We start from the raw sequence: 13880 nt of genomic DNA, 5'->3' as shown, positions 1-13880 counted from the left end.
CACTTCTTGTACATCGATTCGATGTTTTGTCTAGGGCTTCCTTCAGATTCTACCTCGCAATAGACACCCTTGCCTTCGACTTGTGATACCGACCACTACGGCTCACAGCGGACTCACACCGCCTAGTTACTGCCCATGCCGGGCGCACCAAAAAAAGGCTGTCCTTCCAATTTCGGAATGACAGTCTTTTTGTTCAGCAATTAAGCTTCAGCAGAATTTTCTTTTTTCCATAAGCCCAAGATCACAGCGGAAATGATCGAACCAACGATCACAGCCAAGAAGTAACCCCAGATGTTAGTTGCAAGCGGTGAAACCCAGAAACCACCATGCGGTGCAGGCACGCCGACTTTCAGCCAGCCAACGATTGCGCCCGCAATTGCAGAGCCGATCACACTTGACGGGATCACATGACCCGGATCAGCTGTAGCAAATGGAATCGCACCTTCAGTGATGAAGGAGAAGCCTAAGACCCAGTTAGTGATCCCAGCCTTTCTTTCGTCATCGGTAAACTTGTTCTTCCATACCAGCGTTGCAATAGCTGTTTCAAATGGCGGAACCATTCCGCCAACCATAACAGCGGCCATCAGCATTGCTGCTTGGGCGGAGTTAGGATCGTTTGCAAATGCACCAGCGGCGAACACGTAGGCAGCCTTGTTGAAAGGACCACCCATGTCGATCGCCATCATACCGGCTAAAATCAAACAGATCAGGACAGAATTACCCGTTCCTAAGTTGTTCAGGAAGTTGGTGATCCAGACATTGATCGTTGAGAAGATCGGGTTCAAGATGAAGAACATTACCAGCGAAACAAACAGTAAGCCCAGGATCGGATAGATCAGCATTGACTTCATGCCGCTGACAGATTGCGGTAATTTAGCACAGATTTTTTCGAGCCACTTCATGAAGTAACCGGCGATGAAACCTGCAGCCAGACCGCCCAAGAAACCACCAGCTGATTTGGCATCAGTCAGGACGTTAGCGGTATAAGCTCCGCCGTATGCGCCAGTATAAACTGTCGCCATGAAGCCGCCGGCAAACCCTGGCATCAGACCTGGCTGATCAGCGATCGCCTCAGCAATATAAGCGGCCAAAACAGGTACCATGAAGGCAAAAGCCATATTTCCGGCATTGTTTAAGAAGATGAAAGCCAACGATTTAGGTCCGCCAGCAAAGTTTTCGATGATAAACGAGAGAGCCATCAGGATCCCACCACCGATAACAAACGGCAGCATGTGGGAAACACCATTCATCAACTGACGGTAAATGCCGCCCCAGCCTTTATCGCCGGAATCCACTGAACCTTCATCAGCACTTTCGCTGCCGTTAGCATGGTAGGTACCAGCTTCGTCATTCAAGATCGCGTTGATCAAAGTTTCTGGATCTTTGATTGCAGCAGTAACAGCTTTACTGATAACTTTTTTGCCGTCAAAACGACCCATCGAAACTTTTTTGTCAGCGGCGATCACAACACCAGCGGCACGCTCGATTTCGCTGGCAGATAATTTGTGCTTAGTTCCTTCTGAGCCATTGGTTTCAACCTTGATGTTGACACCCAATTTGGCAGCAGCTTTTTTCAAATTATCTTCGGCCATGTAGGTATGGGCGATCCCATTCGGACAAGCAGTAACGGCAACCAGGTATGGCTTATCGCTATCAACTGCAGCTTGATCGGCAGCCTGTTCAGCTTTTTCTTGTGCCTCATTTTCGGCTTGCTTCTTACCAACGGCTTCCGAGAAAATGTCTTGCACTTTGTCGGGAGTATCGGCATCTTTCAAGGCGGAAACGACCTTAGGATCAAGCAGGACCTGGGATAAAGCAGCTAAGGCTTGCAAATGAGTATTATCGCCGCCTTCAGGGGCAGCAATCATGAAGAACAAGTGAGCTGGTTGGCCATCAAGGGAGTCATAGTCGACGCCTTCGACGCTGCGAGCAAACATAACGGCCGGCTTTTTAACGGCTTTGTCATGGGCATGAGGAATAGCGATGCCATCGCCCATACCGGTTGAATTTTCGGCTTCACGAGCCAAAATGTCTTTTTTGTAAAGTTCTTCATCATCGATGATACCTTTTTCAAAGTAGTGATGAACCATCTCATTGATCACGTCTTCTTTGCTTTTTGCTTGAAGATCCATGATCATGAGGTCGGTCATCAAAAGTTCGCGAATATCCATAGATAAACTCCTCTCGTAAGAAAACAGGGCGGAGCTAACCGGTTAGACACCGAGCATTATCGGACTCTGCCATTATAACGCGGTCTTAAGCGTCGTGAGAGCAGAGTTGGATAAGCAGAAGTGGCTGGTTTGCGGAGCCCGACTACAAAACAGGGCGGAGCTAACCGGTTAGGTACCGAGCATTATCGGACTCCACCATTATGGCGCGGTTTTAAGTGCCGTGATGGTAGAGTTGGATAAGCGGAAGTGGCTGGTTTGCGGAGCCCGACTACAAAACAGGGCGGAGCAAACCGGTTAGGTACCGAGCATTATCGGACTCCACCATTATGGCGCGGTTTTAAGTGCCGTGATGGTAGAGTTGGATAAGCGGAAGTGTCTGGTTTGCGGAGCCCGACTATGAAACAGGGCGGAGCATGGCGGTCAGAAGACGAGCACTATCGGGCTTTGACATTATAGTGCGTTTTTTGCACTATGAGGTCGAAGCTGGATAGGAGGAATCTTCTGCCATGCGGAGCCCGACTATAAAAACAGGGCGGAGTGAAGCGATTAGCAGGTGAGCATTATCGGACATCGGCCTATAATGCGGTTTTAAGCATTGTAGGCTGATGTTGGATAAGCACAACCTGCTGCTTCACGAAGCCCGACTATGAAGCATTTCCTGAACCTCGGTTAGTCAACGAGTTCAGATTTAGCTTCGTTTAATACTGTTCTTCCTATTCATGCCACTCTGTGATTTTGATCTGAGGTAAGATTTCCTCAATCTTTTCTCTAGTAGCTAGATCTTCTGAGAAAGTTGTGGCAGAACCGCAAGCTAAGCCGTACTTGAAAGCTTCTTGCGGATCGTTGGTTTTCGTCAACGTTCCTGTAAAGCCGGCGATCATTGAGTCCCCTGCTCCAACAGAATTGATGACTGTGCCTTTTGGTGCTTCGGAACGATAAACGTGGTCCTTAGTCACCATCAAACCGCCCTCTGCCGCCATCGAGACCAGCACATGCTGGGCGCCAAGGTCCAGTAATTTGCGTGCATTAGCCACAATATCGGCAATGCTGTTTAATTGAACACCGAACAGCTCAGCCAGCTCATGGTTATTCGGCTTAACCACCAACGGATGCTCCGGCAAGGTCTTGAGCAGGCTTTCACCCGTTGTATCGATCACAAACTGCGCGCCCTTTGAACGAATAATCTTGATCAAATCTAAATAAAAATCATTGCTTAAACTCGGGACAAGACTGCCTGCAAAAATAACAGTGTCTTGTGGGGTAAGTTGTTCAAATTGCGCGGAGAATGCCTGAACCTCAGCCTCTGAGATTGCTGGACCTTGACCGTTGATCTCGGTCTCATTTTGAGCCTTGATCTTAACGTTGATCCGGGTATCGGCCGCTATCCGGGTAAAGCTTGTTTGCAAGCCCAAACCTTGTAAAGCATTATCGACGAAATCGCCGGTAAAGCCGCCCAAAAAACCAAGAGCAGTGTTCTCGTGGCCCAATTCCTTGAGGATCCGGGAAACGTTGATCCCTTTGCCTCCGGGAAGCTTGTTGTCATAGTCCATTCGATTGACTTCGCCCAGCGTCAAATTTTTGAGCTGAACGATATAGTCAATTGCCGGATTGACAGTTACTGTATAAATCATGCCTGTTAACCCTCCAAAATATTGGTCTGCCTACTGTACTTTTCAAAAACAGGGTGCGATAAGCCAGTCGTAATGAGCGTGACCTCTGCCAAATCAGCGACTTTGACAAAAGAAACTGAATCAAACTTCGACTTATCGGCCAGGACAAACGCTTCTTCTGCTTGGGACAAGGCCGCTTGTTTGACTGCTGCCTCATCTGGATCTGGAGTGGTCAGCCCGAACTCATCATGAACACCATTGATCCCAAGAAAAACCTTATTGAATCGATAATGCTGCAAGTCGCGGACCGCTTTGACTCCAATGATCGCCTTTGTGGTGTTTTTCAGCATCCCTCCCAGTAAAATCGTCCGTACGCCTTGATCTGCCAGCTGTGAAGCATGGGGGACTGCATTAGTCACCACCGTTAAATGCTGGTCTGGGCGCAAGTAGGGCACCAGCGCCAAGGTACTCGTTCCCGCATCCAAGAATAAAACATCCTCATCTGCGATCCTAGTCGCGGCCAGTTGCGCCAGCTGATCTTTAGCCGACACATTTTGACTGGCTTTACCCAGCATATCTAACTCTCGTTGGAGAGCATGCTTAGCCTTGGCACCGCCATGGATCCTGATCAAAGATCCCTGTTCTTCTAAAATTTGCAAGTCACGGCGCGCTGACGAAGCTGAACAATTTGTCTTGGCACAAATATCATTTAGTTTGACAACCTTGTTGCCGCGCAACATTTCCAAGATCACCTGTTGCCTTTGCTCTGCAAGCACTTCCATCACCTTCCTTCGATATATTAGCAAATTCTCAACTGAAAATCAATCATAATCATCCAAAATAATTCACTTTCATTCAATTATTTGTTAAGTGAGACCAAATTTTGCTTAAAAATGTTCTTTTGCTAAAAAAATCAGTCAAAATCAACCAAAGCAGACAAATCTCATTTCTTAGCTTAAAATATAAGTAAGAATTGCAGTGGAAGGATGAAGAGCATGAATAAAAAAGCCGTTGTCTTAGTGAACCTAGGCACCCCAGAAGCACCAACTACCGTCAAAGTCCGTGAATACTTAGAGACCTTTCTTTCAGATCGGCGCGTAATCAAAATGCCGCCAGCCCTCTGGCAGCCCATTTTGCAAACCATGATCTTGCCGCACCGCCCGCAAAAATCCGCCAAACTCTACCAGCAGATCTGGACCAAGGACGGCTCACCTTTACTGCTTTATGCCAAAACGCAGCAAAAACTGCTCCAAAAGCGTTTGCCAAACTACCGCGTGGAAATTGCGATGTCCTACAGTCACCCGCGGATCAGTGAGACCATGGACAAACTGCTGCAAGATGGGATAGATGACATTACCGTTTTACCGCTGTACCCGCAGTATTCCGGGACAACGGTCGGCTCCATTTTTGACGAAGTTAGCGATTATTTCCGTGGGACTGATAAAATTGTGGACTTGCACTTCATTCATTCCTTCTATCAAGAACCTGCCTATATCGACTACTATGCTCAAAAAATCAGACAGCGGCTCCAAGAAACTCCGGTCGATGCCCTGCTCTTTTCCTACCATGGATTGCCTAAATCCTACGCGACTGACGGCGACCCTTATCCGCAGGAATGTCGAGAAACGACCGAACTGATCATGCAAAGAGTTGGAAATGTCAAATACTTCCAGACCTTCCAGTCTAAATTTGGCCCCGGCGAATGGCTCAAACCTGCAACGGACACAACATTGAAAGGGCTGCCGCACCGCGGTTACAAGAAGATCATGGTGATCGCACCGAGCTTTGTCGCTGACTGCCTGGAGACCTTGCAGGAATTAGAGATCGAAAACAAGGGTTATTTTATGACTCACGGCGGAGAACAGTTCATCTACCTGCCTCCGTTTAACGGCGATCCGCAATTTGCCGACTTGCTGGCGGAGTTAGTAGCCAAGAAAAGCTGAATCTGCAGCTAGCATTGCTTTCAAAGCTGAGGATTTTTTATCCACAAATATTTTATTGCCGGGGCTCGAGTTTCCTTCTTGAGCCCCTTCTTCGGCGGACTTGGGGCTGGAGATCTCTATATAAAAAGAACCCTCGGCCAAAAAATAATACCGTGGGTCCTTTACTATTTACATTAAAACTATCACTTACTGCTTTGTGTCTTTGGTAATGTCCTCACCAAAGTACTTCTTGGATAACTTGGTCAGCGTTCCATCTTTTTTGAGCGCCTGCAAAGCTTTGTTGTACTTAGCCCGCGTCTTAGGTGTCTGCTTGTTGAACATGCCTGATACTTTGACTGGATCGGCTTCGTCTGAAAGATCCTTGATCTTCAAGCCCTGAGCAGCATGGTCCTTCTTATAAGCATACCAAGCTTCGGCGGAGTTGATCGTACCATCCGCACGCCCATCCCGTACTAGGGAAAGTGTCGTCGCAAATTCGCCGGATGAGACGATTTTAGCCTTGTATTTCTTGGCTAATTGTTCATTATTTGTGCCTGTCCCTTCGGCAAATTTCTTACCGGCAATATCCTTTAGGATTTTCAGCGAACTGCTGTCAGGTGTGATCAGCACGTAAGGCGAATAAATGTAAGGGTTAGAAAATTTATAAACCTTCTTACGTGCTGGTGTCTCCGAAATGTCGTTCATCACGACATCATACTTTTTGGAACCTAAGCCGGCAACGAGCGAATCCCATTTAGTCGGAACAAACTGAGCTTTCAGCCCCATCTTCTTAGCCAAAGCCGTCCCTAATTCAACTTCAAAATCGGTCAGCTTGCCAACTTTGCGATAAGAATATGGCTTGTAGGTCCCTTCCAGACCGATCGTCAGCTTGCCTTTAGTCTTAAGCTCCGATTTAAACGAATCTTGGCTCTGGCTGGAGCTTTTACTGCCGCACGCCGCCAGCGTAAATGTTAATGCAATAATTGCTAAAGAGAAAAATAAACCACGTAATTTTTTCATGTTTTCAATCCTTTCTGACTACTTTAATGCCTTGGCTTCCAGGTCGGAGAAAGTCATCGCGGAAATAAAGTTCCGGATCCGCGCATTTTCCTGCTCCTCGTTAAAAAACCTCTCCGGCTCCCCATCAAAAATGATCCTGCCATCCTCAACAAAGACGATTTTATCCGCGATTTGCCGGGCAAAAAAGAGGTTGTGGGTCACGATGACCAGTGACTGTTTTTCACGCGCCAGGTCTGCTAAGACCTTCAGCACTTCTGCTTCCAATTCCGGATCCAAGGCTGAGGTCGGTTCATCCAGCAAAATATACTCCGGGTGCATCGCCAGTGAGCGCGCAATTGCTACTCGCTGCGCTTGACCGCCGGAAAGCTGTTCCGGGTATGTAGCTGCCTTGTTTTTTAAGCCAACCTTATCCAGCAGCTCTAAGGCTTCCTGCTCTGCCTGCTTTTTAGGCTGTTTTAAGACCTGGACTGGACCTTCGACCACATTTTGCAAGACCGTTTTGTGGGGAAATAAATTATAATCCTGAAAGACCATCCCAGTCTTCTTGCGCAAATTTAAAACCTGTTTAGCAGAAATTTTTTGGGCAAAGTCGATCTCTAGCTCAGCAAGCTGATACTGGCCGCTTTCCGGTCGCTCCAGCAGGTTTAAGGACCGTAACAGCGTTGATTTGCCAGAACCAGAGGGACCCACGATCACCGTCGTTTTCCTTTCCGGCAGCTCCAAATTAATGTCTTTTAAAACATGCTGCTCACCAAAGGTTTTATTTAATCCTTCCAAACGCACATTATTCTCCCCCTTGCGGCTGACTCAAATGTCGGTTCGATTTCTTTTCCAAATAATGCTGACCAATCGCCAAAATTGAACAAAAGACCGCATAGATCAAGGCGACCAGCGTGTACATGATCAGCGGCTGGTAATTCTCGGCTGCAATCTGCTGGCTGACTTCAAACATTTCCACGATCGTGATCGAGGCTGCCAGTGAAGTATCTTTGACCAGGCTGATGAAGCTATTTGCCAGCGGCGGTACCGATATGTACAGCGCCTGGGGCAAAATGATCCGCCGTAAGGTCTGTCCGCGGGTCATCCCGATCGACGAAGCCGCTTCCCATTGCCCTTGCGGGACCGAGGTGATCGCTGCCCTGATGGTTTCAGAAGCATAAGCACCGGTGTTCAGCGAGAAAGTAATGATTCCGGCGATAAAAGGCGTCAACTTGATCCCGTGATCCAGCACGCCTGGGATGACTAGGTACGGCAAGCCAAAGTACACGATAAACAACTGCACCAGCAACGGTGTCGAGCGAAAGAGCCAGACATAAAAATTAAAGATCCCCTTAATAACAGCAAAAGCCCGGCCGCGTTGCGCGATCCGAACTAAGGCTGTGATCAAGGCCAGCACTAAACCTAAAGCAAAAGAAATCAGTGACAGGGGGATCGTAAATTTGATCCCGGCCACGATCAATTGCGGGAGCGATGAACTAATAATTTCCCACATAGTAATTTTCTCCTAACATCTGCGATTTTATGAGTAATTGACTTGGCGTTCTTGATCAGCTGCCGGCAAAAAAGCCAGTGCCTGCTTAAAATCAGCCTTTAGGTCCTCCAAGTCTTCGATCCCGACTGACAGGCGTAACAAGCCGGGAGTAATGCCGCTGGCCTCTTGTTCTCCGGCATCCAGCTCAGCATGTGACATCGTGCAAGGATAAGAAAGGATCGTCTCAACGGCCCCTAAGGAAACCGAAAAGAGCGGTAATCTGAGATGCTGCACCAGTGTCCGGACATTTTCTTCACTGCCGACATCAAATGACAAAACAGCGCCGCCTGATGCCGCTTGTTTAGACTGGATCGCGTAATTCGGGTCGCTTCTTAAGCCGGGATAATGCACGCCGGCAACTGCGGACTGCTGCTCTAACCAGCCGGCTAATTCGGTCGCGCCCTCAGTTTCAGCCTTCATCCGAACTTTGAGCGTCTTAAGTCCGCGTAACAGCAGCCAACAGTCGCTGACTCCCAAGGTTGCCCCCATCGCGTTTTGAATGAAGTAGATCTCTTCGCCTAATTTGTCATCCTTAGTCACGACCAAGCCCGCCAAAATATCTGAATGACCCGAAAGAAACTTCGTGGCACTATGCAGCACGAGGTCAGCTCCTAGTTCCAACGGCTTTTGATAAAGCGGCGTCATGAAGGTATTATCGGCGAATAACAAAGCTCCATGTGCATGGGCTGATTGAGCGATTGCTGCCAGATCAACGACTGTCAGGGTCGGGTTAGATGGTGTTTCTGCGTAAACAACCTTGGTGTTTTCCTGGTAAGCTGCTTCCAAAGCTTCTTTGTCATTCAGATCCACAAATGTGTGGCTGATGCCGTAATTGGGCAAAAGCTGGGTCACTAAGCGAAAAGTTCCGCCGTAAACGTCTTTAGTCACAATAATGTGGTCGCCCTGGTGTAAGGACAGAAAAGCGGCACTGATCGCTGCCATCCCCGTTGCAAAGGCAAAGCCGCGGCTGCCGCCCTCCAAGTGTGCAATGCTTTCTTCGACCTGGTCGCGCGTCGGGTTGCCGCTTCTGGCGTAGTCATATTTGCCCAGCTTAGTCGGGTCCTGCTGAGCAAAAGTCGAAGAGAGGTAGACGGGCGAGTTGGCCGCGCCGGTAGCTGGATCCGGCCGGACAGTGTCTTTAATAATTTTAGTTGAATCATCATAGTTGATTTTATGCATATCTTAGCCCTCCGTTGAAGTGACTTGGTTGTGAGAATATTCAGCGCTCTTTGCCAAGGCCTGCTGGATATCCTTGATCAGGTCCTGGCTGTTTTCGATCCCGACTGACAGGCGCAGCAAATTTTTCGTAATATGCTTTTTTTGTCTTTGTTCTTCAGTCAGGTCGGCGTGAGTCTGGGTCGCTGGGACCGTGACCAGGCTTTCAACTCCGCCCAGGCTTTCTGCAAACGAAATGACCCTTAAATGTCTTAAGAACTGATCGACCAACCCTGCATCACGCAGGTAAAAACTGATCATTCCGCCGTGACCAGGATACAAAACTTGCGTGACCAACGGTTCTTTTTCCAAAGCAGTGACCAATTCCTGCGCATTTTTTTCGTGTTTTTCCATCCGCAAGGGCAAAGTCTTTAAGCTGCGGATCAGCAACCAGCAGGAAAATGGATCTAAGACCGCGCCGGTCGTCATCAGATTGCGTTCATAAATCGCCGCGTTTTCGGCGCTCTTACACACGACGGCACCTGCCAAAATGTCATTGTGCCCGCCCAGATACTTGGTCGCGCTGTGAACCACGACATCAGCCCCCTCATCTAAGGGTCTTTGAATGATTGGGGTATAAAAGGTGTTATCGACGATCACTTCTGTTTCATGCTGGTGCGCGATCTCTGCGGTCTTTTGAATGTCGATGAGCTTCATCGTTGGGTTAGACGGTGTTTCCAGCCAGACTGCTTTGACCTGCGGCTTAGCGACTGCTTTTTGCAAGAATTCTGTATCTTGACCGTCCCAGCTGATGAAATCGATGGCATAGTTATGATGCAAGTCGTCGAAGTAGCGAAATGAGCCGCCGTAGAGATCATCTGAGATCACGATCTGGTCGCCGGATCTAAATTTGGAAAAAACCAGCTGGATCGCTGCCATGCCTGAACTTAATGCAAAAGCCTGCACCCCATTTTCCAACTTGCTCAAAGCTGCTTGCAAAACATCCCGAGTCGGATTGTTTTCACGCGCGTAATCGTAACCGGTCGATTCACCCAATCCATGGTGCCGGTATGCCGTTGAAAAATAAACTGGGGTGGAAACTGCACCAGTTTTTTGGTCATCGCTGCGATTGCCTGCCTGAACTAAAAATGTCTCAAGTTCCTCTTTTTCTGCCATTTTCCGCACTCCTTTTCGCTTAATATGTACGACCGACTAACTGGTAGTCTAGCCGGTCTGCTTGCTCTTTTATGTTTTAGATCTTATCTAAGGCTTGTTTAAGGTCGGCGATCAAATCATCAGCATTCTCGACCCCGACTGAAACACGGATCAAATCAGGAGTCGTCCCCGTTGCCAGCAGTTCTTCTTCGCTTAGCTGCGCGTGTGTTGTCGACGCTGGATGAATGATCAAAGATTTGGCATCGGCCACGTTGGCCAGTAAGGAGAACAGTTTCAGATTGTTGATCAATTCTTTGCCAGCTTTCTCCCCGCCCTTAAGTCCCAGGGTAAAGATCGAACCAACCCCGTGAGGGAAGTACTTTTCTGCCAGTTTATGGTACTTGCTGTCCGGTAAACCTGGGTAATTGACCCAAGCCACCTTCTCATGCTGGCTCAAGAATTTAACGATTTTTTCTGTATTGGCAACGTGCCGTTCGACTCGCAGCGAAAGTGATTCAAGTCCTTGCAGCAGTAAGAAGGAGTTAAACGGTGAGATCGCAGCACCCAGGTCCCGCAGTGCTTCTGCTCGTACCTTGGTGGTGAAGGCAGCTGGTGCCAGGTCAGCGAAAACTAGGCCGTCGTATTGGGCGTTAGGCTCAGTAAAACTTGGGTAACGGCCGCTTTTCTTGTAGTCGAATTTGCCATTTTCGACGATCACGCCGCCCATCGTTGTCCCGTGTCCGCCAATAAACTTCGTCGCAGAATGGATCACGATGTCTGCACCGTGTTCTAACGGCTGAACCAAGTAGGGAGTGCCAAAGGTGTTATCGACTAAAAGCAAGATCCCATTTGCATGGGCGATTTCTGCGACCGCCTCAAAGTCGATCAGGTTGATCCCAGGATTGCCGATACTTTCAATATAGAGCGCCTTGGTATGCTCGTTGATCGCTTGGGCAAAATTTTGCGGGTCATCCGGATCAACAAATTTCGTTTTGATCCCAACTTTGGGCAAAGTAACGTTAAAGAGGTCATAGGTCCCACCGTACAGCGTGCTGGCTGCAACGATCTCGTCGCCTTCGCCCGCAATATTTAAAATGGCCGCGGTGATCGCCGCCGCGCCGGTTGCCAAGGTAACACCAGCCGTGCCGTTTTCCAAAGCGGCCACTCTTTTGTCAATCACATCCGTGGTCGGGTTGGTCAGACGGGTGTAGATATTCCCGGGTTCGGTCAAGCCAAAACGTCCCGCGGCTTGTTCTGGATCTTGAAAAACATAGGATGTTGTCTGATAGATCGGCACTGCGCGGGCGCCTGTCTCATCAACGACTTGTCCTGCATGGACCTGCAAAGTTTCAAAATGGAGCTGGTTATTTTCTTCTGTCATAAATTTTTCACTACTTTCTTTTCTGCCGCTTGGTCCAGCCAGTTTTGATAAAAGCGGAAACTGGCCTGTGACCAAGAATAGTTGATCGTCTGCTTGCTTGGATCTGTGTAATAGTTTAGGGGACGGTGAACCGCTAGACCGCGTCGCACATCCCGCCGATATTCCTGATCCAAGACTTCACGGGTATATTCAGGATGCCCAGTGACAAAAACCGCGTTTGCCTCATAGTCTGCCAGCAGCAGCGGCCCGACTTCCGGAGCTTGGGCCAAGATCTGCACCTCTGCCGGCAATCCGGCTTTGGGCAAAACCAGATCGGTGTGCCGTGATTGCGGCATTCGCAGCGGCCCTCCAGTCCCAAAGCCCCGGGTTAGCGGTGAATCTGCTACTATCTTTTTAGCTGAGTAGATCCCGCTCAGCTTAGAAGGACGCAGCTTTTTCTCAAAACCATACAACACGTTCAAAGCCGCCTGAGCCGCCCAGCACTCATAGATGACTGGGGTCTGCTGGTCAGTGAGACTCAAGATCTTGTCCTGGAGTTCTGTCCAATAATCAACCTGGTCAAAGGGCAATTGTTCGACTGGCGCTCCGGTGACGATCCACCCATCGATCTGCCTTGGCCTTGCTTGGTCCAAAGACAAATAATGCTGCTTGATCTGCGATGTACGTTGATTTTTAAAATGATGTGTCGCTGGATAAAAGAACGTGACACCGAGGGCTAAATCGCTTTGCTCAAAAATCCCTAAAAATTGTTCCTCTGTTTCCGCTTTATTGGGCATCAAGTTGATGATTCCGAGCTCGAGTGCTGCTGGTACAATACTTGTTTTATCCGCTCTAGCTAAACCGTTTCTTGCAAAAACTGTCATCGTCTCGCCCCCTTTTTTGAATAAATAAAAAAACTCCCGCTCGTACAGTTTCTAACTGTACAGGGCGAAAGTTTCGTGGTACCACCTGTTTTTCCTATTAGTTCGCACCAATAGGCTTGGTAAGTTTACGTAAATCTAGTAAACTTGGCACGTGTACCGGGTGCCGTCCCGTAGATCAAAGCCATTTTTTTGACCTCGATCCTGACTCTGAGCTCATCTTCACCGCTTGCACGAATCACCCTTTTCACCAACCGGGCTTCTCTGTCTACTAGTGCTTGCGGCTACTCTTCTCGTCTGTATCTAATGTATTTTTAATTTTTGCCATCATAGCATTACTTTAAGTCATTGTCAAATCCAAACTTTGAGCCTTGATTTTATTTAGCATTTTTATTAGTTTGCCAAATTATAGTTTGACAAAGTTAGGACCCAGTTCTATAATTTGACTCAATAAATTAAAAGATAATGAAAAGATGAGTAATAAAACGGCCTTGCTTAAGAGAGTCTGTCAACTGGTGCAAGCAGATGCAATGCCTTTTATGAAGATGGTCTTGAAATCTTCGCTGGTCGAGCCTTGGCGGTTAAACCAGCGTGCCTGATACACATTAGCGTATTCAAGTCTAAAATAAGTTAGACTTGCTAAGTTAGGCAGTGTGAGCTGCTTAAAAACAAAGCTGGTATCACGCACATAGCGTCCTGGGAATTGATCTTCCCGGGCGCTTTTTTTATTCTCAGCAAGTAAGGGAGGTGCCGGTCAGCGTGAATTTTTTAGCTAATTTTGTCCTGGTGATCTGGAAAAAAGGGGGCTATACAGAGATCAGTCCTGTTTATTCCTATGCCAAGGACAAGGAGATCTACTTTGAAATGATCCATGAATATCAAGCCTGTACTGAGGTCTTTTTACCTTGGCAGGAAAAAGGGATCAGGCGAACGGAAATCAAAAACATTTTGCTGCTGCCGTGCAACGAACACTTCGACGATCATAAGATCAAGGCTCGTTTGGCCGGCAAATCCGCGCATGAATTAGCGCGATACGGTGAATTCTTTGGTGAGAGCGGGGAATTTGGTTTCGCGG

14 protein-coding genes are annotated in these 13880 nt (G+C 48.1%); 3 read left to right on the top strand and 11 right to left on the bottom strand.

Going from position 1 to position 13880, the window contains the following annotated elements:
• Nucleotides 1-200 precede the first annotated feature (200 nt).
• The 3 genes from LFYK43_RS11165 to LFYK43_RS11155 all read right to left on the bottom strand — a co-directional run bounded on the left by LFYK43_RS11165 (nt 201) and on the right by LFYK43_RS11155 (nt 4557).
• Nucleotides 201-2171, bottom strand: a complete 1971-nt coding sequence (locus LFYK43_RS11165; protein ID WP_124978315.1) for a PTS fructose transporter subunit IIABC — start codon at nt 2169-2171, stop codon at nt 201-203.
• Between the two features lie 713 nt (nt 2172-2884).
• Nucleotides 2885-3802: a 1-phosphofructokinase gene (gene pfkB, locus LFYK43_RS11160; protein WP_124978313.1), complete on the bottom strand. Its 918-nt coding sequence runs from the start codon at nt 3800-3802 to the stop codon at nt 2885-2887.
• Nucleotides 3803-3807: 5 nt separating this feature from the next.
• Nucleotides 3808-4557, bottom strand: coding sequence for a DeoR/GlpR family DNA-binding transcription regulator (locus tag LFYK43_RS11155; protein ID WP_305775331.1), 750 nt, complete (start codon nt 4555-4557; stop codon nt 3808-3810).
• A gap of 219 nt (nt 4558-4776) precedes the next feature.
• Between LFYK43_RS11155 and hemH the strand changes: the two genes are divergently transcribed.
• Complete coding sequence (gene hemH, locus LFYK43_RS11150; RefSeq protein WP_124978309.1) at nt 4777-5724, top strand: ferrochelatase; 948 nt, start codon at nt 4777-4779, stop codon at nt 5722-5724.
• Nucleotides 5725-5910: 186 nt separating this feature from the next.
• Here the strand turns inward: hemH and LFYK43_RS11145 are convergent, their stop codons facing one another.
• From LFYK43_RS11145 to LFYK43_RS13025, 8 genes are all read right to left on the bottom strand, one after another.
• The gene (locus tag LFYK43_RS11145) at nt 5911-6723 is read right to left on the bottom strand and encodes a transporter substrate-binding domain-containing protein (RefSeq protein WP_124978307.1); all 813 of its coding nucleotides are present in this window, start codon (nt 6721-6723) and stop codon (nt 5911-5913) included.
• An 18-nt stretch (nt 6724-6741) separates the two neighbouring features.
• Nucleotides 6742-7506, bottom strand: a complete 765-nt coding sequence (locus tag LFYK43_RS11140) for an amino acid ABC transporter ATP-binding protein (protein WP_124978305.1) — start codon at nt 7504-7506, stop codon at nt 6742-6744.
• Nucleotide 7507: 1 nt separating this feature from the next.
• Nucleotides 7508-8215, bottom strand: coding sequence for an amino acid ABC transporter permease (locus LFYK43_RS11135; protein ID WP_124978304.1), 708 nt, complete (start codon nt 8213-8215; stop codon nt 7508-7510).
• Between the two features lie 27 nt (nt 8216-8242).
• On the bottom strand, nt 8243-9433 hold the full coding sequence (locus LFYK43_RS11130; RefSeq protein WP_124978302.1) for an aminotransferase class I/II-fold pyridoxal phosphate-dependent enzyme: 1191 nt from the start codon (nt 9431-9433) through the stop codon (nt 8243-8245).
• Between the two features lie 3 nt (nt 9434-9436).
• Nucleotides 9437-10585 (bottom strand): aminotransferase class I/II-fold pyridoxal phosphate-dependent enzyme, encoded by a 1149-nt coding sequence (locus LFYK43_RS11125; RefSeq protein ID WP_124978300.1) that lies wholly within the window; start codon nt 10583-10585, stop codon nt 9437-9439.
• Between the two features lie 76 nt (nt 10586-10661).
• Nucleotides 10662-11945, bottom strand: coding sequence for an O-acetylhomoserine aminocarboxypropyltransferase/cysteine synthase family protein (locus LFYK43_RS11120; RefSeq protein ID WP_124978298.1), 1284 nt, complete (start codon nt 11943-11945; stop codon nt 10662-10664).
• Nucleotides 11942-12808: a homoserine O-acetyltransferase/O-succinyltransferase family protein gene (locus tag LFYK43_RS11115; RefSeq protein WP_124978296.1), complete on the bottom strand. Its 867-nt coding sequence runs from the start codon at nt 12806-12808 to the stop codon at nt 11942-11944. The genes LFYK43_RS11120 and LFYK43_RS11115 overlap by 4 nt, the downstream gene beginning before the upstream one ends.
• Nucleotides 12809-12933: 125 nt before the next feature.
• Nucleotides 12934-13056, bottom strand: coding sequence for a hypothetical protein (locus LFYK43_RS13025; protein ID WP_268227071.1), 123 nt, complete (start codon nt 13054-13056; stop codon nt 12934-12936).
• 222 nt (nt 13057-13278) lie between these two features.
• On the opposite strand from LFYK43_RS13025, the gene LFYK43_RS13020 reads away from it, so the two are divergent.
• Nucleotides 13279-13404 carry a hypothetical protein gene (locus LFYK43_RS13020; protein ID WP_268227069.1) on the top strand — a complete coding sequence of 42 codons (126 nt, stop codon included), beginning with the start codon at nt 13279-13281 and terminating at the stop codon, nt 13402-13404.
• A 160-nt stretch (nt 13405-13564) separates the two neighbouring features.
• Nucleotides 13565-13880: hypothetical protein (locus LFYK43_RS11110; protein ID WP_148095625.1), on the top strand; the 316-nt coding region annotated here is incomplete at its 3' end.

It is taken from the genome of Ligilactobacillus salitolerans (assembly GCF_003864415.1).
In the GTDB taxonomy this organism is placed as follows: Bacteria; Bacillota; Bacilli; order Lactobacillales; family Lactobacillaceae; genus Ligilactobacillus; species Ligilactobacillus salitolerans.
The sequence above is the reverse complement of the archived record's forward strand: the minus strand, read 5'-3'. Positions and strand labels throughout refer to the sequence as shown.